Below are 18,316 nucleotides of genomic sequence, written 5' to 3' on the forward strand. Positions count from 1 at the left end.
GGCACCCGGTGTCAACGGCCCACCGGGTGCACCTGGTCACGCTCCGTCCGGGCGCGGACGCTCAGCGCACGAGGAGATCGAGCAGGCGTTCCACCTCGGCCTCGGGATCGGCGGTGAGGCCCGTGTGCACGGGCCCCGGCTGCACGACCGTGGAGCGCGGCGCGATCAGCCAGCGGAAGCGGCGCCCCGCGTCGTCGCGCGCGGCCTGGCCGGCCGCGTCCCCGCCGAGGCAGACCCCCTCGACGGCACGGAGGGCCGCCCGCACCCCGGTCACGTCGGCCGCCGGGTCGAGCACCGTCAGCTTGGCCTCGTCCAGGTGCGTGCGGGCGGCCACGAAGGAGCGGGCGCGGCAGTAGACGACCACGCCCGCGTTGAAGCACTCGCCGCGCTCGACCCGCGGCACCACGCGCAGCAGCGCGTACTCGAAGACGTCACGGTCGCTCACGTGGTGCCGTCCTTCTCGATGGCCTTCTCGATGGCCTTCTGAGTGGCCTCCTGGGTGGGGTGCGGCCGGGGCGCGAGGCGCTCGGCGAGCCAGCCGGGCGGCTGCTGGGGCCGGTTCTCGGTGCGCGGTCCGAGCGTGATCCGCTCGTGGATGGTGGCGGCGCGGGGCAGCAGCGCCTCGACGTAGGCGGCGCGCACCTCGTCCGGGCCCGTGAAGCCGGGCTCGTCCACCAGCCACTCGTCGGGCACGTCGGCGGCGACCTCGTCGAGGAGCTCGCGCGTGACGAGCGGCGCGAGCTCGGCGGCCGCGGCGGCGACGTCGGGGGCGAAGGGGGCGAGCGCGTGGTCGGAGGCGTCGTACGGCTTGGCGGCCGACGCCTGGGCGCCCTTCCAGTTGTGGTGCCAGATCATGGTGGCGCCGTGGTCGATGAGCCACAGGTCGCCGTGCCAGACGAGCATGTTCGGGTTGCGCCAGGACCGGTCGACGTTGTTGATCACGGCGTCGAACCAGACGACCCGGCCCGCCTCCGCCGGGTCCACCTCGTACGCCAGCGGGTCGAAGCCCAGCGACCCGGGCAGGAAGTCCATGCCCAGGTTGAGCCCGCCGCTCGCCTTGAGCAGTTCCTGCACCTCCTGGTCGGGCTCGGAGAGCCCGATGACCGGGTCGAGCTGGATGGTGACGAGCTCGGGCACCCGCAGTCCGAGCCGGCGGGCGAGCTGCCCGCAGATCACCTCGGCGACCAGGGTCTTGCGTCCCTGCCCCGCACCGGTGAACTTCATGACGTACGTACCGAGGTCGTCGGCCTCGACGATCCCGGGGAGCGAGCCGCCTTCACGCAGGGGCGTGACGTAGCGGGTCGCTGTCACTTCTGTCAGCATTTCCCCAGGTTAACCGCCTGAACGAGCCCGGCGGCCCGGATTTCCGGGCCACCCGGCCGGGGTGGAGGTGGAAGCGTTCCCGTTCGGGGCTGCCGGGGCCGGCGGCGAGGGCCGCGCGGAACCAGGCGTGCTGGTCGGAAACGTGGTGGGGGACGATGTCGACGATGACGCGCAGGCCCGGTTCGGCGGCTTCGGTGGCTTCGGCGGCTTCGGCAATGAGCTTCTCGGCCTCGTTGCGGGTGCCGAAGGCCGGGTCTACGGCCCGGTAGTCGGCGACGTCGTAGCCGCCGCCCACCATCGGGGAGGCGTGCCAGGGGGTGAACCAGAGGGCGTCGGCACCGAGTTCGGCGAGATGGGGCGGTCCCGCCCGGACGCCCGCGAGGTCCCCGGTGCCGTCGCCGTCGGCGAAGCTGCGCGGGTAGACCTGGTGGATGACGGCGTCGCGCCACCAGTCGTCGGTACGGGGCGGATGAGGGGCCGCCACGGGACGGTCCTTTCGGGCAGGGTGGTTCTTCACCGCCGGCCCGGACAGCGGGACGGCGGAGGGGCCGGCAACGAAGGCTTGTGGGTGCGGGCTCGTGACGGGGAGGGGGTGCGGGCCTGTTCAGCCCTTGAGGCCGCCGGCGGTGAGACCGCTCGTGATGTTCCGCTGGAAGGCCAGGAGGATCAGCAGTCTGGGGAGGGAGGCGATGGCGAGCACGGCGATCAGCACGTTCACCGGGGCACCGTTGGAGAGCGAGTAGATGCCGACGTCGAGCGTCTGCTTGGACGGGTCGGGAAGGGTGAGCACGGGCCGGAGGAAGTCCTTCCACGCCCCGACGACCGCGAAGATCGACACGATGCCGAGGATGGGCCGGGAGATCGGCAGGACGATCGACCACAGGATCCGCAGGGGCGAGGCCCCGTCCATCGAGGCGGCGTCGAGCAGTTCCTTGGGGATGGAGTCGAAGAACCGCTTCGGCAGGAAGATGTCGAAGGCGTTGGTGACGGCCGGGAGCCAGATGGCCCAGGGCGTGTTGAGCAGGTTGCGCTCGATGACGGGCACGTCGAGCACGGTGAGGCACCGGGGACGACGAGGACGGTCGCCGGGATCATCAGGGTGGCGAGCATCATGCCGAGGATCGCCTTGCCGAAGACGGGCCGCAGCTTGGAGAGGGAGTAGGCGGCGGCGACGTCGAGGGCGAGCTGGAAGGCGTGGTACAGGGTGTTGAAGAGGAGGACCGAGGCGACCGGCGGCAGCATGACGGGCAGGTGGACGAGGAGCCGGAGGCAGCCCTGGCCGTGGTGGAACTCGTTGACGACCACCGCGACGAGGAGGGGCACCGCGAAGCCGAGGACCGGCGCGAGCACGGTGAACAGGGCGGTGTTGCCCCGCGCCCGCCAGAGGGCCGGGCCGTTGACGACCGTGTTCAGGTTGTCGAGGCCGACCCAGGTGGTGCGGCCGTCCTCGGTCTTCCGGAAGACGAGGAAGAACTCCCGGACCATCGGGTACTACGACACCTTTCATGTCCAAATCGGAATATTTGAGTGTCAGCAAGTTTTTTGAGTGACTCAGTAAGTTTTTTGTGATTACTGAATGGCAGATTTCCAGCAGGCCACGTCTTCGCCCATAGGACTGACACGACTGGACCGTTAGGAGGGCGGGCGGCGGGCACGGCGAACAGGCACGGCGAACAGGCACGACAAAGGGGCCAGACCGTCAGGTCTGGCCCTGGGGATCGTCGCGGGGAGCGCGCCGGTGGGCGAGCGGTGCGGATCAGGCGGTGGAGGGCGGAGCGGTCGAGCCCCGCACCACGAGCTCCGGCTCGAAGAGCAGCTCGCCGGGGTGCGCCTGCGTCCCCTGGATCTGGGCGCACAGGAGGTCGACGGCCGCCCGCCCCATGGCCTCGATCGGCTGCCGCACCGTCGACAGCGGCGGCTCGGTGCAGTTCATGAAGGCCGAGTCGTCGAATCCGAGCACGGACACGTCGGTGGGAACGGTGAGCCCGCGCCTGCGGGCGGCCCTGATGGCGCCCAGGGCCAGGGGGTCGCTCGCGCAGATGACCCCGGTGACGCCCCGGTCCCACAGCCGGCCCGCGGCGGCCTGTCCCCCTTCGAGCGAGAACATGGAGCGCTCCACGAACTCCTCCGCCAGCTCCGTCCCCGCCGCCGCGGCGGCCGTCCGCGCGGCGGTCAGCTTCCGGCGCGAGGGGATGTGGTCCTCGGGGCCGAGGACCAGGCCGATGCGCTCGTGCCCCAGCGAGGAGAGGTGGCGCCAGGCCTGCTCCACCGCGGCGATGTCGTCACAGGAGACGCACGGGAAGTCGAGCTCCTCGATGGGCGCGTTGACGAGGACGACGGGGATGTTGCGCTCCGCCAGCTGCCGGTAGTGCTCGTGCGGTGCGTCGGCCTGCGCGAAGAGCCCTCCGGCGAAGATCACCCCGGAGACCTGCTGCTGGAGGAGGAGGTCGACGTAATCGGCCTCCGAGACCCCGCCCTTGGTCTGCGTGCAGAGCACCGGCGTGAGGCCCTGCTGCGCGAGCGAACCGCCGATGACCTCGGCGAAGGCCGGGAAGATGGGGTTCTGCAGCTCCGGCAGGACCAGGCCCACCAGCCGGGCCCGCTCCCCGCGCAGCTGCGTGGGGCGCTCGTAGCCAAGGACGTCCAGTGCGCTGAGCACGGACTGGCGGGTGGCCTCCGAGACCCCCGGCTTGCCGTTGAGAACTCGGCTGACCGTGGCCTCGCTGACTCCCACTTTTTTCGCTACCAGAGCAAGTCGTCGCGTCACGAACGCAACTCTAGCGCAAAAGGAGTCATGAAGTTACATGTTTCTTGCCGTGATTGCGTCACGGACGTACGTCGTCATGTGGTCCGTCCCGGCGGCCGAACCGGCCGAGGAGTGCGGTCAGGAGGACGGCGGTCAGGGTGCCGGCGACGACGCCGCTGCCCAGGATCGTGCGGGCCCAGCCGGGGAAGCCGTCGTACAGGCCCGGGGTCAGGAGCGGCAGCAGACCGGCCGCGAGGGCCAGGGCGGCGACCATGGTGCCCGTGCCGGTGCCGGAGAGTTCGGCGCGGCGGAGCATCTCGACGCCCATCACGGCGATCACCGCGTAGACGACGAGCGAGGAGCCGCCCACGACCGCCTCCGGGATGCCGGCGAGGGCGCGGGAGACCGGGGTCGCCAGGCCGACGCCGATCAGGAGCACCCCGGCCCCCGCGGTGACGAAGCGGCTGCGGACCCCGGTGAGCCGGCCGATGCCGATGTTCTCGGCGCTGGTCACCATCAGGGACGTGCCGAAGAGGCCGCCCACGAGGGAGACGAGCGCGTCGGCGCGGGCGACGCGGGGGACGTCCCTGCCGGGGTCGGGGGTCCGGCCGACGGTCTCGCTGTTCAGCACGGTCTGGCCGGTGATCTCGGCCAGGGTGGTGAGGCTGAAGACCAGCAGCGGGAGGGCGGCCAGGACGTCGAACACCGGGGTGCCGTACGGCAGGGGGGCGGGGAGCGAGAAGCCGCTGCCGGGCGCGGGCGCGAAGGTGCCGAGGCCGGTGACGACGGCGAGCAGGACGCCGGCCGCCATGCCGGTGAGGATCGCGGTCTGCCGCCAGACCCCGCGCAGCAGGACGTACGCGCCGACGGTGGCGGCGACGGTGAGGCCCGCGAGGAGCACGGCGCGAGGTTCGCCCTCGCCGTCGGGTCCGGTCACGAGCCGGGCGGCGACCCGGATCATCGCGATGCCGATGAGCAGCACGGTGACGCCCATGACGAGCGGCGGGAAGAGCCGGACCACGCGCGCGTAGAGCGGGAGCACGGCGATGAGCAGCGCCGCCGCGAGGAGGACGGAACCGGCGGCGGTGGGCGTGCCGTGGTCCTGGGCGATCTGGAGGAAGAGGGCGGTGGCGGCGCCGCCGGGCAGCATGACGAACGGCAGCCGGGCGCCGATCCGCCACACGCCGAGGGACTGGAGCAGGGCGCCCGCCCCGCACAGGATCAGGACGGCGCTGAGCAGCGAGGCCGTCGTGCCGGGCGCGAGGCGCAGGGTGCCCGCGGTGAGGAAGACGGTGGAGACGGGCGCGGCGATCATCGCGAGGACGTGCTGCGCGGCGAGCGGCAGGAGCCGGCGCGCCGGGACGCGGGCGTCGACCGGGGCGGTGCCGGACTCGGCGGCCGGAGCGGGAGCGGTGGTCGGGTTCACGCGCCGGCCCCCAGCCACGGGATGTCGGCGGCCGCGTAACGGTAGGCGCGGAAGACGGCGTTGGGCTCGGACGGGAAGAGGCCCCGGACCTCGCTCTCGCGGTATCCGGCGAAGTGCGGGACGACGTACTCCCAGCACAGGTAGCCGTCCTTCGTCACCTCGAAGAGCCGGCCGGACGGGGAGTCGGTGACGAGGGTGTTGCCGTTGGGGAGGCGCTGCGCGGAGCCCATGAACGGGGCGAAGAAGAACTCGCGGGCCGGGTCGTGGTACTCCCACGCGATCGCGCCGGTCTCGCGGTCGATCTCGACGACGCGGGAGTACGGGACGTCGTGGTGCGGCCGGAAGACGCCGTTGTCGAAGACGAGGAACCGGCCGTCGTCGAGTTCGGTCGGAGCGTGCTGCTGGCTGGTGGTGCCGGGGGCGCTGCGCCACAGGATCTCGCCGGTCTCGCGGCTGATGACGACGACGGCGGAGACGCTGCGCAGGCTGGCGAGGACGTTGCCGTCGCGGAGCGGGGTGACGCTGTTGATCAGGGGCCAGTGCTCGCGGGCGTACGCCTCGTGCAGCGGGTACGCGTCGCGGTCGAGGTGCTCCGAGGCGCGCCAGGACCAGAGGAGTTCGCCGTCGGGTCCGACCTCGCGGATGGTGTCGGCCCAGACGGTGTCGCCGCCGGCCTCGGAGCCGGGCACTCCGCCGCGTACGGCCTCGGCGTCGGCGCCCCGGAGGGGTTCGAGGGCGGTGTAGAGGATCCGGCCGTCGTCGAGGTGGTGGGCGTCGTGGTGCTGGAGGGGGTCGCGGTGCTCGCGCAGCACCGTGCCGTCGGGGGCGGCGTGGAGCATGACGCCGCCCCGGTACTTGTGCCACATCGGGAACAGGGCGTCCTCGCCGGGCAGGACGCCGTTGTAGGCGAGGGTGCCGTCGGCGAGGAGGCGGGCGTGGCGGCCGGGGCGGTAGGGCAGGTCCCACCGGTGGACGGTCTCGCCGCGCAGGTCGACGAGGTACACCTCGCCGGTGCCGGTGAGCGGGGCGTAGAGGGTGTGGCCGGCGTAGGCGGCGGTCTCGTCCAGGGCGAGGAGACCGGTCGGTCGTCGGCGGCGGGAGTTCTGGTCGATCGCGGGCATGGCGGGGCTCCTGCGTTCCGGGTCGGCTGCGGGGCTCGTCGTCAAACTTTCTTTGACTGGAGCAACTGGCTTTGAAACTAGAGGCGTCATGTGACGGGCGTGTGTCGGGAGTGCGAAACCGTGCCCGGATCCCGTCACGACCGCCGCGTAGGGTGCCGGGAGCAGCGAAGATCGCGGCAGGAACCGCCGGGCGGAGAGGGACGGGGACGACCATGGAGGCGAGGGAGCCGGGCGGCGGGAGCCGGAGGAGGAGCGGGCGTACGGATGCGCCGGACGGCGGGAGCCGGGGAACGGCCGGGGAGACGGGCGCGCCGGGCGGCGGAGGGCCGGGAGCGGCGGGGTACGTGCCGCGTGGCGAAGGGGCGGAGGCCTCGGCGGGCGCGTCCCCTGGCGGGAGCCGGGGAACGGCCGGGGAGGCGGGCGCGCCGGGCGGCCGGGGGCCCGGAGCGACGGCGGGCGTGTCACGCGGTGGAGGGCCGGAGGGCTCGGCAGACGGGGGCCGGGAGGGGAAGGAGGCCGGTCCGCCGCGCGTGGGAGCGGCCGTGCGGCGGCGGCGGCGGTCGCTCGACCTGACCCTGGCCGACGTGGCGGAGCGCAGCGGGCTCTCCTCGCCCTTCCTCAGCCAGATCGAGAACGACCGGGCCCGCCCGAGTATGCGGTCGCTCCAGCGGATCGCCGACGCGCTCGACACGACCGCCGTCCGGCTGCTCGCCGCGTCGGACGAGACCCGCACGGTGGACGTCGTCCGCGCGGGCGACGACAGCGGTCTGCGGGACGGCGCGCGGGTGCGCCCGGTGGTCCGGGGCCGCCATCAGGTGCACGGTCTGGAGTTCACCGGCGAGCACGACGCGGACCGCGAGTTCCTGCACCGCAACGACGAGTTGCTGTACGTCGCGGACGGCGCGGTGGAGGTGGAGGCGGAGGGCAGGGTCCACCGGCTCGGGCGCGGGGACACGCTGCTGATGTCCGGCGGGGTGCGCCACCGCTGGCGGACCGTCGGCCCCGGCGCGCGCGTCCTGGTGGTGGCGGTCGCCGACCACGTGGAGGTCCTGGAACCCTGACGCGGCCGGCGACCGGACCCCTACGGGAGGCCGGTGAGTCCCGCGAGGGCGGAGCCGTCGGAAAGCCGGCCCGTGAGGCGCACCGGGCCTTCCCCGGTGGCCCTGGCCGTCAGGAACGGGCCGCGCGCGGTGGCGGTGACCGCTCCCCCGGCGGTGACGCCGGTCAGCCGGCGGCTGCCCGCCGCGAGCAGGTAGCGCGTGCCCGAGCGGGCCGTCCAGTACGTGCCCGCGAGGACGTGCTGGCCGAAGCGGCCGCAGGCAGCCGTGTCCGGGAGCTCCGCCACGGGCCGGGGCGCGCCGCCGCCCGGGGCCTCGAAGGAGACGGCCGCCCGGCCGCTCCCCTCCCAGGTGTCCACGCGGGAGCAGACCCACCGGGCCCGGCCCGCCCGCTCGGGCAGGGTCTGCTCGGCGTACTCCCAGCGGTTGGCCGACCGGACCCCGGCGCCGTGCAGCGCCGCCAGGGAGCAGGCCGAGCGCGCCCAGGCCGCGAGCCCGCGTGCGCCGGTCGCCTCGCGGGGCGCGCGGGCCGGGGCGCCCGCGCCCGGCGGGGGCGTCCACGTGAGGTGCGCCGGGGCGAGTTCCCCGAGGTCCGCGAGGAGGAAGGCGTGGTCCTCGACGATCAGGGACGAGGAGCGCAGCTGGAGCGCGGTCACGCCCGCGCACGCGCCGGGCGCACGCCCCGGGGCCCCCGCGGTGGACGGGATGTCGTACGGGACGGGGCCGGTCACGCCGTCCGGGGTGACGTCCAGGGGGCGGGCCGCGGTGCCGGGCGCGCCGAGGTCCCGTACCGCCGCCTCGGCGATCCAGGGCGCGAGGAGGTACCGCGCCCGTCCGGGGGTGCGGGCGAGGACCACGGCGGCGCCGGTGGTGACGTCGGCGTCGTCGGCCCGCGCGAGGTCGAGGGCGGCGGGCCCGCGTCCGTCGCGGGGTTCGGCGTACCGGGCCAGCCTGGCTCCGTCGTACAGGAGCACCACGCCCGCGCCGTCGACCGTGCCCGCGAAGAGGAGCCGGGGCGGTTCGGCGGGCGGCGAGACGGGCGTGCCCGGGGTGGCGGTCCGCCGGACGCCGTCCCCGGGGCCCCGGGCCCAGGTGTCCAGGGCCCGCCGGAGCAGGGCCGTGTCCCCCGTCCCGGCGCCGCGTGCGGGCCAGGCGGTGAGGTCGACGCGGCCGGTGTCGGCCCAGCGGTCGGCGGGCGTGCGGAGGAGGGCGGTGGGGTCGAGCGCCCGGGTGGGGGCGACCGGGGAGGCGACCGGTTCCGGTTCCGTACCGACGCGGATCCCGGCGGTGACGGCGGCGCCCGCCGTGACGAGCAGCAGCGCGCCGGCGAGGGCGGCGAGCCGGGTGTGCCGGCGGCGGCGCAGGAGGTCGGTGGGGCGGGTGTGGACGGTGCACGGGTCGAACTCGGCGCTGCGGAGGAGCGTCTCGACGTCGGTGCCGGACGCCGCGCCGATCCGTTCGGCGGCGCGGAGGGCGGCGGCGGGGTCCGCGACGCCGGCCGAGGCGAGGAGCCGGGCGGTCGCGTCGGCGGGGAGGCCTTCGAGCGTCCGCAGAGCGAGCGCGGCCCGGGTGGCGGGGGCGGCCTCGGCCAGGGCCCGGTCGAGGGCGAGTTCGTCGGTCCCTCCGGCCCGGGGGAAGAGCCGCAGGCCGAGGACGAGGGGGAACGGGGGCCCGAAGCGGCGCGGCGGGCGGAGCGCGGCGCGGACGACGGTCGCCCGCAGCCACGCGTGCGCGGGGCGCTCGCCGGAACGCTGTCCTGGCAGGGCGGCCCCGGCGGGCGGCGTCCCGGTCCGGGAGGTCCCGGATCTCGCCCGACCGGCCGCCTCGGCCAGGGAGTTCTGGACGAGGGCGTGGGCGGCGAGGACGCGGCGGTGGCGGCCGAGCGCGGGCGGCAGGACGAGGTAGGCGAGCCGTACGAGCGCGGGGTAGTGCTCGACGAGCGCGGCCTCGGCGGCCTCGCGGGCCGGGCGGTGGGCGGATATCGAGGAGCCGGGGGTGGCGTGACGGGACGGCATGACCGGCAAACGAGTGTGGCGGGCCCGCGTCACTCCACCCCCGTGGCGGGTCCACGCCTTCGGTGACGGCCCGGCGGGCGGGAGCGAACGGCGAGGCAGGGCAGGGCAGGAGGGGACGAAGGAAGACAGGGCGACGGGACCACCGGCCCCAAGTCCGGTGGTCCCGCGTGTGAGTGCCCTGCGGATGCCCCGCCGTACCGCGCGCGTGGGGACCGATCCCGTTCGGTCCGTCCCGCGGCCGCCCCGCCGCAGGTTCCACGCGCGCGTGGGGCGCCTACTTGGGCATGAGGACGGTGTCGACGATGTAGACGGTCGCGTTGGCCGTCGGGACGTTGCCGCAGACGACCTTCGAGGAGTCGTTGACCGTGTACTCCTCGCCGGAGCCCTTCGTGGTCAGGGTGCTCTTCTGGAGGGTCTCGAAGGTGCCGTTCTCCAGCTGCTTCGGGGTCAGCTTCTGGCCCACCACGTGGTACGTGAGGATCTTGGTGAGCATCTCCTTGTCGGCGAGGACCTTGTCCAGGTCGGCCTTCGGGATCTTCGCGAAGGCGTCGTTGGTGGGCGCGAACACGGTGATGTTCTGGGCGTTGTTGAGGGTGTCGACCAGGCCCGCCTGCTTGACGGCGGTCACCAGGGTGGACAGGGCCGGGTTGTTCGAGGCGGCCGTGGCGACGGGGTCCTTCGCCATGCCGTCGAAGGAACCGGCGCCCTCCTTCGGCACGCCGGCACAGGCCGGGCCGAAGGGACCGTCGGGCGTCATGTCCGAGTCGGCGGGGGCCGAGGAGGTTTCCTGCGCCGGCGCGCTGGAGGCCTGGGCACCGGACCCTGACGCCTCGTTCTTTCCGGAGTCCGAGCAGGCGGCCAGGGAGAAGGGCAGTACGGCCGCGGCGGCCACGGCGACGGCGACGCGGCGGATGCGGGAAGTGGTCATGGGAGGAACCTCTTTGGTCCGGATGCGTAGAGGACTGCGCACGTGTATGAGGAGACGGCACCGCCTCCCTTGCGGGGAGCGCGGTGGCGCGTCCGGGCCGTCCGCGGCGAATCGGTCGCTTCCGGCCCTGCTGTCACGGGTGATTCGGAACCGGGCGCCGACCGGATGGGTCCGAAGGCGGCTTTCACCCGTTCGAGTGAGAAAAGGCCGCGCGTTAGGGTGTGGGGTGCTTCCCCGGACCCTCCCCGCCCGCCCTTCCCTCGCCGCCCACCCGTCCCTCGCCGACGCCGTCCTTCTCGGCCACACGGAACGGGGGCGCGCGTGGCCCCTCCTCGTCTGGGCCCCGGGGCCGGGCGTGCGGATGGTGTCGAGCGCGGTGCTCGGCGGGGGCATCGGGGAGCGGGAGTGGGTGGTCAACGCCCAGGTGCCGCCCGGTTACGACCGGCTCGACCCCGTCGCCCACCTCCGCGAACTCGCCTCGGGCGCGGGGCTCGCGGGCGAGGGCGTGGGCCTCATGACGGCGGCCTCGGTCGCGGACCGGCGCCACGCGGTGGACGGCGGCGCGCACGCGGTGGTCACGGCCGGGATCGGGGTGCGGGGCTGGGCCGCCGCTCCGGGGGTCGGCGGGGTCGCGGTCCCGCGCCCCGGGACGATCAACATCATCGTGTCGCTGCCCGTGCCCCTGACGGACGCGGCCCTCGTGAACGCGGTGGCCACCGCCACCGAGGCGAAGACGCAGGCCCTGGTCGAGCTGGGCGCCGACGCCTCCGGCACCCCGACGGACGCCGTCTGCGTGGCCGCGCCCTCCCCCGGAGGGGACGGGGACGGGCCGCTCGCCGAATCCTTCGCGGGACCCCGCTCGCTCTGGGGCGCGCGGCTCGCCCGGGCCGTGCACCGGGCGACCCGGGAGGCCTGCGCGGGCCTGCTGGCCGCCGAGCGCACCGGTTCCGCCGTCTGAGGCGCACTCGCATCGTTCGTGCGTCGTAACCTGGCCGTATGAACGACTCGGCGACGTACGGGATCACCACCGGGGCGATGGCGCGGCGCCTCGGGGTGTCCCCGACCACCCTGCGCTCGTGGGACCGGCGGTACGGGATCGGGCCCGCCGCCCGCGAGGACGGGCGGCACCGGCGGTGGGCCCCGGAGGACGTCGCGATGCTGGAGGAGATGTGCCGGCTGACGGCCTCGGGCGCCCCTCCGGCGGAGGCGGCGCGGATCGCGCGGGCGAGCAGGACGGAGGGCGCGGATCCGGGCGCGGGTCTCGGCCCGGGCGCGGGTCTCGAACCGGGCTCAGGAACGGCTTCCAACGCGGGCTCCGGCCCGGCCCCCGAGACGGGCTCCGGCGCGGCTTCCGAAATGGGTCCCGGTACGGGTTCCAGTACGGGTCCCGGCGCGGACCCCGGTCGTACGGCTCCGGAGACGCGGGGCCGGGCCACGGAGCCGTACCCGGGCCGTCGTGGGGGTCCGGAGCCGGATCGTTCCGAAGCGGCCGGTCCCGTCCGTTCCCCGGGGCCGGAGGACCACCGGGACGAGGAGCCGGACGCCCGGCCCCGTACCCCGGACGCCCCGGACGGGCGGTCGCGGCCGGTGGACGGGGCGAGGCCCGCCCGGCAGCGGCAGCCCGGGTCCGGCAACGGGCTTCCGCTCGGTGACGTACGGAGGGAGTGCCGGGGGCTCGCGCGGGCCGCCGTGCGGCTCGACAGCCCCGCCCTGGACGCCCTGCTCCGGGAGGCCGTCGCGGACCACGGGCTCGTCACCGCCTGGGAGGAGGTGATGGCCCCCACCCTGCACGCCGTGGGGCGCAAGTGGGAGTCGTCCGGGGACCGTTACGTCGAGGTGGAGCACCTGCTGTCCTGGCACGTGTCGACCGCGCTCCGGCAGGTCGTGCCCGCAGGACACGGCTCCGTGGCCTCCGTACCGCCGGTGCTCCTGGCCTGTGTGCCCGGCGAGCAGCACACCCTGCCGCTGGAGGCGCTGGCGGCGGGGCTCTCCGAACGGGGCCTGCCGACCCGGATGTTCGGCGCGGCCGTTCCCGCCGAGGCGCTCGACGCCGCCGTGCGGCGCATGGGCCCGGCCGCGGTCGTGCTCTGGTCGCAGGCGCGCTCCACCGCGAACCACGCCCTCGCCCGGCACGTCGCCGGGAGCTCGTTCGGCGTGAAGGGGGCGCGGACGCGTCCGCTGATGCTCCTGGCCGGTCCCGGCTGGGCGGGCCGGAGGCCGGAACCGGGGACGCTGCGCCCGGGCGGCCTGCGGGAGGCGCTCGACGCGCTCTCCCACCACGCGGGGGTACGGGCCGCCCTCCCGGTGTGACCGGGCGCGGGACGGGAACCGGCGGTCTCAGCCGTGCGACAGCAGCGCCGCCGTGAGCTCGGCCGCCCGGCGGTGCCAGAGGTCCGCGCCCCGGAGCATGGCGTGGCCGCCGATCCGCATCGGGATGCCGACCGCGTCGGCTCCCGCCGCCCTGGCCCTGCGGACGAAGTCCCAGGACTCGCGGGCGGAGGTGACCCGGTCGGTCTCGTCGTGGAGCAGGTAGAGGCGCCGCCCGCCGAGGTGCTCGACGGGCTCGCCGGACGGGCACCAGGGCGCGAGGGCGACGACCCCGCGCACGGCGGGGTCGCCGGCGGCGCGGAGCGCGGCGCGGCCGCCCATGGAGTGGCCGAGGAGCACGACGGGCACGGACCCGATCCGCTCCCGGAGGTCGTTCAGGGCGGTCTCGGCGTCCTTGGCGGCGTCGGCGCGCGCCCCGTTCCAGCCGCGGTGGCGGTAGCGGACCTCGGCGACGAGGACGCCGCGGCCCCGGACGGCACGGGTCACGGCGGCGGCGAAGGGGCGCATCCGCAGCGCGGGGAGGTTGAGGGCGGGCGGTGGCTCGGGCCCGTCGGCGCGGCCGCCGTGGAGCAGCAGGACGGCGGCGGTGGGGGTGGCGGGAGCGGCGGGGGCGCTGCGGACGAGGAGGGCGCCGGTCTCGGCGCGCCGGGTACGGCAGACGTTCACCGCGCGGCCGTCCCGCCCGCGCGGCGGCGCGCCGGCCGGGGGGAGGGACCGCTCGCGCGGGCCTCGTGGGCCGCGTGTCCGGGCCGCTGTGCCATGGGGGCCTCCAGGAGTCGCTTGCCGCTTCCCCGGATGAGCGGTCCGCTCATGACGAGGGGGAGACGACCGTGAGGCCCGCAGTCTGCCAGGTCCCACGGGTTGTCAGATACGGGCCCCACCGGACGGGAGGGCCCCGGAGCGGTCCGGGCGCCGGGCGCGCGGGGCTCGTACGGGGCTCGCGCGGGGCGGAGAACGTCAGGTCGCCGGGCCTGGGGTCAGGCGGTGGCCGGGTTCAGGCGGTAGCCGGATTCAGGTGGTGCCCGGGGTCGGGCAGGGCCCGAGGTCAGGCCGTGGCCGGGATCAGGCGGGGCCTGGGTCGGGCAGGGCCCGGGGTCAGGCCGTGGCCGCCCGGCCGGTGGACGCTTCGGCGACGGCGAGGCTGCGGCGCATCCGCTGGAGGCCCCGGCGCGCGTGGCTCTTGACCGTGCCGAGGGGCAGGCCCGTCCGGTGGGCGATCTGCGTCTGCGTCAGGTCCCCGAAGAACGCGAGGGCCAGGACGTCGCGCTGGACGCGCGGCAGGCGGGCGAGTTCGCGGGTGACCACGATCCGGTCGAGGACGTGGTCGGGGCCCTCGCCGGTGCCGTCGGACGGGGGCAGGGCCGCTCCGGCGGCGGCGACCAGGTCGAGCCGGCGGGTGCGGGCGGTGAGGGCGTCGGCGATCTTCCGCCGGGTGATGCCGACGAGCCAGGCGGGTACGGAGCCGCGCTCGGGACGGTATCCGGCGCGGCCGCGCCAGGCGGCGAGGAAGACCTGCTGGGTGACGTCCTCGGCCTCGCGCGGGTCGCCCAGGGCGCGGGAGGCCAGGGTGTGCACGAGGCGTGCCCAGCGGTGGTGGGCGAGGGCGAGGCAGCGCTCGTCGCCCCGGACGAGCCCCTGGCCGACCTCGGCGTCGGAGAGGCCGAGGGGAAGGTCCGCCTCCCCGTCCCTCCGGGGGTCCGCGGGGTGGGGCGAGGCAATCGGTTCGTGGGCGGGGGCGGGGCCGAGGACGGCCGTACGGGCTGCGTTCATGGCGAAGCTCCTCCTCGCTGGGGCTCCGTGCCCCCGGCTCCCTCAGCCTCCGGCCGGGGAGCGGAGCGGAACAACTCGCATCGTTTGTGCATCGTCTCTCCCCTCCCGGCGCAGCGCTTCCCGTTTCACCCTCCCGCCCCTCCCGTCTCGCGTCCCTCCCGCCCTACTCCAGACCCCTGCCGTGCCGGAAGCGGGCGGTGCCCTCGGCGAGGCCGACGAGCGGTTCGGGGTAGTCGCCCGCGACCCGGTCCCGGTCCTTGTGCTTCCAGGGCTCGTGGACCGACGCGCCGGACAGGGCGGCGAGTTCGGGGACCCAGCGGCGTACGTAGGCGCCGTCGGGGTCGTAACGCCTGCCCTGGAGCACGGGGTTGAGGACCTTGTTGGGCCGGGTGTCGGCGCCCGTCCCCGCCACCCACTGCCAGTTGAGCTGGTTCTCGGCGACGTCGCCGTCCACGAGGAGGCTCAGGAAGTGCCGGGCGCCCTCCCGCCAGTCGAGGTAGAGCGTCTTGGTGAGGAAGGAGGCGGTGAGCAGCCGGCCCCGGTTGTGCATCCAGCCCTCGTGGGCGAGTTGGCGCAGGGCCGCGTCCACCACGGGGTAGCCGGTCCGGCCCTCCCGCCAGGCCCGCAGGTCCGCCTCGGCCTCCGCGCCCCGCCGCCAGCGGTCGTGCCGGGGCCGGTAGTCCTCGACGGCCGCCGCGGGCCGCGCGGCGAGCATCTGCTGGTGGAAGTCCCGCCAGCACAGCTGCCGTACAAAGGCCTCGGTGCCCGGGCCGCCGCGCGCCCGCGCCCGGTGGACGGCCTCGGTGGCCGAGACCGCGCCGAAGTGGAGGTACGGGGAGAGGCGCGAGGTGGTGTCGCCCGCGAGGTCGTCGTGGCCGGTCTCGTAGGCGTCGGCGTGCCGGGACAGCCAGGCGCCGAGCCTGCGGCGGCCCGCCTCCTCGCCGCCCTTCGCCAGGCCCTCGGAGACGCCCGGCACGGAGGAGCGCGCGGGCAGTTCGTCGGAGCGCAGGCCGTCCGGGACCCGTACCGCCCGGGGGGCCGCGAGGGGCGACCGGAGCGGCTCGCCCGACCAGCGCCGGAAGTACGGGGTGAAGACCGCGAAGTGGTCGGAGGCCTGCGGGGTGACGTCGCCGGGCGGTACGGCGGTGGTCACGGCGTCGTGGACGTAGAGGCGGCGGCCGTCCTCCTCCAGGGCCTGCCGCAGCCGTTCCTCCCGGGCGCGGGCGAAGGCCGAGTACCCGGCGGCCATGTGGACCTCGTCGGCCTCGGACCGCCGCACCGTTCCGCACACCTCGGCCACGGTGTCGCCCGTGCGCACGACGAGCCGCCCGCCGCGCCGCCGCAGCCCGGTGTCCAGGTCGGCCAGGCAGTCGGCGAGGAAGGCGAGCCGGTTCGGCGCGGCGAATCCGGCCCGGTCGACGGCGGGGTCCCGGACGAACAGCGGGACGACCTCGTCCGCCGCGTCCACGGCGGCGCGCAGGGGCGGGTGGTCGTGCACCCGGAGATCGGAGGTGAAGAGGACGACGGAGACGGTCATGGCGCCTGTTCCTGGGGTTCGGCCACCGGGTCGGGCGGCCCCTGGGGGCCGGGCGCCCGGTGGACTGCGGCTGTGGTGCGGCTGTTCCCTCGGTGGGGCCGTGCCCTCCGGTGGGACGTGTCCGCAGGAGGGCCGTGCCGCCCTTTTTCTCCCGATGGCGGGTGCGTGGATGCGGGGCGGGCGGGAATGACGGTGCCGTACGTGCGGGCGGGCGCCTCCGGGAGGCGGTGGCGCCAGGGCTGGAGCGGGGCGGGGTCTCGGGTCCGGGACGGCGCCCCGGAATGCGACGGGTCTCCGGAGCGGGTTTCCGGTACACGGCGGGTCCCAAGTCCAGTACGGCGCCCGGAAATGCGGTGGCCCCAGGCCCGGGGACAGGAGGTCCCCCGCACACGGCGGGTCCCGGCCCCGGGCGGTGGGGCTCGGGCCCCGGAGCGGCAGGACTCAGCTCCGGGGCGGTACGTCCCCGGCGCGGGCCGTCGACGCGTCCGCGCCCGTATTCGCACCCTTCGGGGACGCGTCGGCCGCCCGTTCCGCCGTGCGGGCGATGTTCCTCGCCATGCCGCCGAAGACCACGGCGTGGAAGGGCGCGACGCTCCACCAGTACAGCTGTCCGGCGAGTCCGCGCGGGTGGAACAGGGCGCGCTGGCGGTAGCGGGTCCGCCCCCGCTCGTCCCGTTCGGAGCGCATCTCCAGCCAGGCGAGCCCGGGGAGCCGCATCTCGGCGCGCAGCTGGAGCAGGCTCCCCCGTTCGATCTCCTCGACCCGCCAGAAGTCGAGCGCGTCGCCGACCCGGAGCCGCTGGGCGTCGCGGCGGCCCCGGCGCAGGCCCACGCCGCCGACGAGCCGGTCGAGCCAGCCGCGGACGGCCCAGGCCAGCGGGAAGGAGTACCAGCCGTTCTCGCCGCCGATGCCCTCGACGACCTTCCAGAGGGTCTCCGGCGGGGCGTCGACGGTCCGTTCGCGTTCGTCGACGTAGAGGCTGCCGCCGGCCCAGTCGGGGTCGGTGGGCAGCGGGTCGCTGGGCGCTCCGGGCAGCGAGGCGGAGGACCACCGGGTGGTGACCTTGGCCTCCTGGACCCGCTGGAGGGCGAGGGCGAGGGCCCGGTCGAAGGAGATCGGGGCGCCGGGCGGATCGGGGACGTACTCCGCGATGTCGTGCTCGGCGCAGACCACCTCGTACCGCAGCGACTCCGCGAGCGGCCGGGCCAGGCCGGCGGGGACGGGCGTGACCAGGCCGATCCAGTGGCTGGACAGGCCCGGGGTGAGCATCGGCACGGACACGATGAGGCGCTTGGGCAGACCGGCGACCGCCGCGTACTTGATCATCATGTCGCGGTACGTGAGGACGTCCGGGCCGCCGACGTCGAAGGTCCGGTTGACGTCCGGGGGCATGGTCGCGCTGCCGACGAGGTAGCGCAGCACGTCGCGCACGGCGATGGGCTGGACGTGGGTCCTGACCCAGCTGGGGGTCAGCATCACGGGGAGCCGCTCGGTGAGGTAGCGGAGCATCTCGAAGGAGGCGGAGCCGGAGCCGATGACGACGGCGGCCCGCAGCACGGTGGTGGGGACGCCGGAGTCGAGCAGGATGCGTCCGACCTCGGCGCGGGAGCGCAGGTGCGGGGAGAGTTCGCCCTCGGGCACGTCCTTCGGGGTGAGGCCGCCCAGGTAGACGATGCGGCGGACGCCGGCGGCGCGGGCCTCCTCGGCGAAGGTCCGGGCCGCGCGCCGGTCCGTCTCCTCGAAGTCGCGGCCGGCCCCGAGGGAGTGCACCAGGTAGTAGGCCACCTCCACGCCCTCGAACGCGGGCCGCAGGCTCGCCGCGTCGGTGACGTCGCCCTTGACGACCTCGGCCCGGCCCGCCCAGGGGTAGTCGCGGAGGTTGGCGGGGGTGCGGGCCAGACAGCGCACCCGGTGGCCGGCGTCGAGCAGCTCGGGCACGAGCCGGCCGCCGATGTAGCCGCCGGCCCCGGTCACGAGACAGAGACCGGAACCGGAACCGGGCGGGCCTTCGACGGGCGGTCCGTCCGGTGTCGGGTCGGGCGTGGCGCTGGGGTGCGTCGCCAT

15 protein-coding genes and 2 pseudogenes are annotated in these 18,316 nt (G+C 75.4%); 4 read left to right on the forward strand and 13 right to left on the reverse strand.

The features are described from left to right. Positions 1 to 61 precede the first annotated feature (61 nt). From ACIQD7_RS10975 to ACIQD7_RS10990, 4 genes and pseudogenes are all read right to left on the reverse strand, one after another. On the reverse strand, positions 62 to 445 hold the full coding sequence (locus tag ACIQD7_RS10975) for a DUF3037 domain-containing protein (RefSeq protein ID WP_030214460.1): 384 nt from the start codon (positions 443 to 445) through the stop codon (positions 62 to 64). Continuing rightward, a complete protein-coding gene (locus tag ACIQD7_RS10980; protein ID WP_402441316.1) occupies positions 442 to 1,323 on the reverse strand; it encodes a HipA family kinase in 882 nt (293 codons plus the stop codon). The genes ACIQD7_RS10975 and ACIQD7_RS10980 overlap by 4 nt, the downstream gene beginning before the upstream one ends. A gap of 4 nt (positions 1,324 to 1,327) precedes the next feature. After that, positions 1,328 to 1,807, reverse strand: a pseudogene (locus ACIQD7_RS10985) (alpha-amylase family glycosyl hydrolase); the annotation flags it as partial. A gap of 120 nt (positions 1,808 to 1,927) precedes the next feature. Next, a pseudogene (locus ACIQD7_RS10990) lies at positions 1,928 to 2,547 on the reverse strand (carbohydrate ABC transporter permease); the annotation flags it as partial. Between the two features lie 27 nt (positions 2,548 to 2,574). On the opposite strand from ACIQD7_RS10990, the gene ACIQD7_RS10995 reads away from it, so the two are divergent. After that, positions 2,575 to 2,850 carry a hypothetical protein gene (locus ACIQD7_RS10995; RefSeq protein WP_402441402.1) on the forward strand — a complete coding sequence of 92 codons (276 nt, stop codon included), beginning with the start codon at positions 2,575 to 2,577 and terminating at the stop codon, positions 2,848 to 2,850. Positions 2,851 to 3,079: 229 nt separating this feature from the next. On the opposite strand, the gene ACIQD7_RS11000 is transcribed toward ACIQD7_RS10995, so the two are convergent. The 3 genes from ACIQD7_RS11000 to ACIQD7_RS11010 are packed head-to-tail and all read right to left on the reverse strand — an operon-like array spanning position 3,080 to position 6,616. After that, positions 3,080 to 4,090, reverse strand: a complete 1,011-nt coding sequence (locus ACIQD7_RS11000; RefSeq protein WP_053649021.1) for a LacI family DNA-binding transcriptional regulator — start codon at positions 4,088 to 4,090, stop codon at positions 3,080 to 3,082. 58 nt (positions 4,091 to 4,148) lie between these two features. Then, on the reverse strand, positions 4,149 to 5,495 hold the full coding sequence (locus tag ACIQD7_RS11005; RefSeq protein WP_402441317.1) for a uracil-xanthine permease family protein: 1,347 nt from the start codon (positions 5,493 to 5,495) through the stop codon (positions 4,149 to 4,151). Next, positions 5,492 to 6,616, reverse strand: a complete 1,125-nt coding sequence (locus ACIQD7_RS11010; RefSeq protein ID WP_402441318.1) for an aryl-sulfate sulfotransferase — start codon at positions 6,614 to 6,616, stop codon at positions 5,492 to 5,494. The genes ACIQD7_RS11005 and ACIQD7_RS11010 overlap by 4 nt, the downstream gene beginning before the upstream one ends. Positions 6,617 to 7,158: 542 nt before the next feature. Here ACIQD7_RS11010 and ACIQD7_RS11015 point away from each other — a divergent pair. Further along, entirely contained in the window at positions 7,159 to 7,677 is a 519-nt protein-coding gene (locus tag ACIQD7_RS11015) for a helix-turn-helix domain-containing protein (protein WP_402441319.1), read from the forward strand. Positions 7,678 to 7,697: 20 nt separating this feature from the next. Here the strand turns inward: ACIQD7_RS11015 and ACIQD7_RS11020 are convergent, their stop codons facing one another. Both ACIQD7_RS11020 and ACIQD7_RS11025 read right to left on the reverse strand, forming a co-directional pair. Beyond that, positions 7,698 to 9,689: a hypothetical protein gene (locus ACIQD7_RS11020; RefSeq protein WP_402441320.1), complete on the reverse strand. Its 1,992-nt coding sequence runs from the start codon at positions 9,687 to 9,689 to the stop codon at positions 7,698 to 7,700. Between the two features lie 274 nt (positions 9,690 to 9,963). Further along, on the reverse strand, positions 9,964 to 10,617 hold the full coding sequence (locus ACIQD7_RS11025; RefSeq protein WP_402441321.1) for a fasciclin domain-containing protein: 654 nt from the start codon (positions 10,615 to 10,617) through the stop codon (positions 9,964 to 9,966). Between the two features lie 226 nt (positions 10,618 to 10,843). Between ACIQD7_RS11025 and ACIQD7_RS11030 the strand changes: the two genes are divergently transcribed. Further along, positions 10,844 to 11,575 (forward strand): adenosylcobinamide amidohydrolase, encoded by a 732-nt coding sequence (locus ACIQD7_RS11030; RefSeq protein ID WP_402441322.1) that lies wholly within the window; start codon positions 10,844 to 10,846, stop codon positions 11,573 to 11,575. Between the two features lie 38 nt (positions 11,576 to 11,613). Next, the gene (locus tag ACIQD7_RS11035) at positions 11,614 to 12,927 is read left to right on the forward strand and encodes a MerR family transcriptional regulator (RefSeq protein ID WP_402441323.1); all 1,314 of its coding nucleotides are present in this window, start codon (positions 11,614 to 11,616) and stop codon (positions 12,925 to 12,927) included. Between the two features lie 27 nt (positions 12,928 to 12,954). Here the strand turns inward: ACIQD7_RS11035 and ACIQD7_RS11040 are convergent, their stop codons facing one another. From ACIQD7_RS11040 to ACIQD7_RS11055, 4 genes are all read right to left on the reverse strand, one after another. After that, positions 12,955 to 13,611 (reverse strand): alpha/beta hydrolase, encoded by a 657-nt coding sequence (locus ACIQD7_RS11040; RefSeq protein ID WP_121833039.1) that lies wholly within the window; start codon positions 13,609 to 13,611, stop codon positions 12,955 to 12,957. Positions 13,612 to 14,040: 429 nt separating this feature from the next. Continuing rightward, positions 14,041 to 14,715 carry a sigma-70 family RNA polymerase sigma factor gene (locus ACIQD7_RS11045; RefSeq protein ID WP_402441324.1) on the reverse strand — a complete coding sequence of 225 codons (675 nt, stop codon included), beginning with the start codon at positions 14,713 to 14,715 and terminating at the stop codon, positions 14,041 to 14,043. A 163-nt stretch (positions 14,716 to 14,878) separates the two neighbouring features. Next, positions 14,879 to 16,252, reverse strand: a complete 1,374-nt coding sequence (locus ACIQD7_RS11050; RefSeq protein ID WP_402441325.1) for a cryptochrome/photolyase family protein — start codon at positions 16,250 to 16,252, stop codon at positions 14,879 to 14,881. Positions 16,253 to 16,693: 441 nt separating this feature from the next. Further along, entirely contained in the window at positions 16,694 to 18,316 is a 1,623-nt protein-coding gene (locus ACIQD7_RS11055) for an SDR family oxidoreductase (protein ID WP_402441326.1), read from the reverse strand.

This window comes from Streptomyces sp. NPDC093071 (genome assembly GCF_044754545.1).
Taxonomy (GTDB): Bacteria; Actinomycetota; Actinomycetes; order Streptomycetales; family Streptomycetaceae; genus Streptomyces.

Bases quoted from the DNA above. Each gene is read 5' to 3' on its own strand.
- ACIQD7_RS10980 (WP_402441316.1), bottom strand. From the start codon at position 1,323: ATGCTGACAGAAGTGACAGCGACCCGCTACGTCACGCCCCTGCGTGAA.
- ACIQD7_RS11010 (WP_402441318.1), bottom strand. From the start codon at position 6,616: ATGCCCGCGATCGACCAGAACTCCCGCCGCCGACGACCGACCGGTCTC.
- ACIQD7_RS11020 (WP_402441320.1), bottom strand. From the start codon at position 9,689: ATGCCGTCCCGTCACGCCACCCCCGGCTCCTCGATATCCGCCCACCGC.
- ACIQD7_RS11025 (WP_402441321.1), bottom strand. From the start codon at position 10,617: ATGACCACTTCCCGCATCCGCCGCGTCGCCGTCGCCGTGGCCGCCGCG.
- ACIQD7_RS11035 (WP_402441323.1), top strand. From the start codon at position 11,614: ATGAACGACTCGGCGACGTACGGGATCACCACCGGGGCGATGGCGCGG.
- ACIQD7_RS11045 (WP_402441324.1), bottom strand. From the start codon at position 14,715: ATGAACGCAGCCCGTACGGCCGTCCTCGGCCCCGCCCCCGCCCACGAA.
- ACIQD7_RS11050 (WP_402441325.1), bottom strand. From the start codon at position 16,252: ATGACCGTCTCCGTCGTCCTCTTCACCTCCGATCTCCGGGTGCACGAC.
- ACIQD7_RS11055 (WP_402441326.1), bottom strand. From the start codon at position 18,316: ATGGCGACGCACCCCAGCGCCACGCCCGACCCGACACCGGACGGACCG.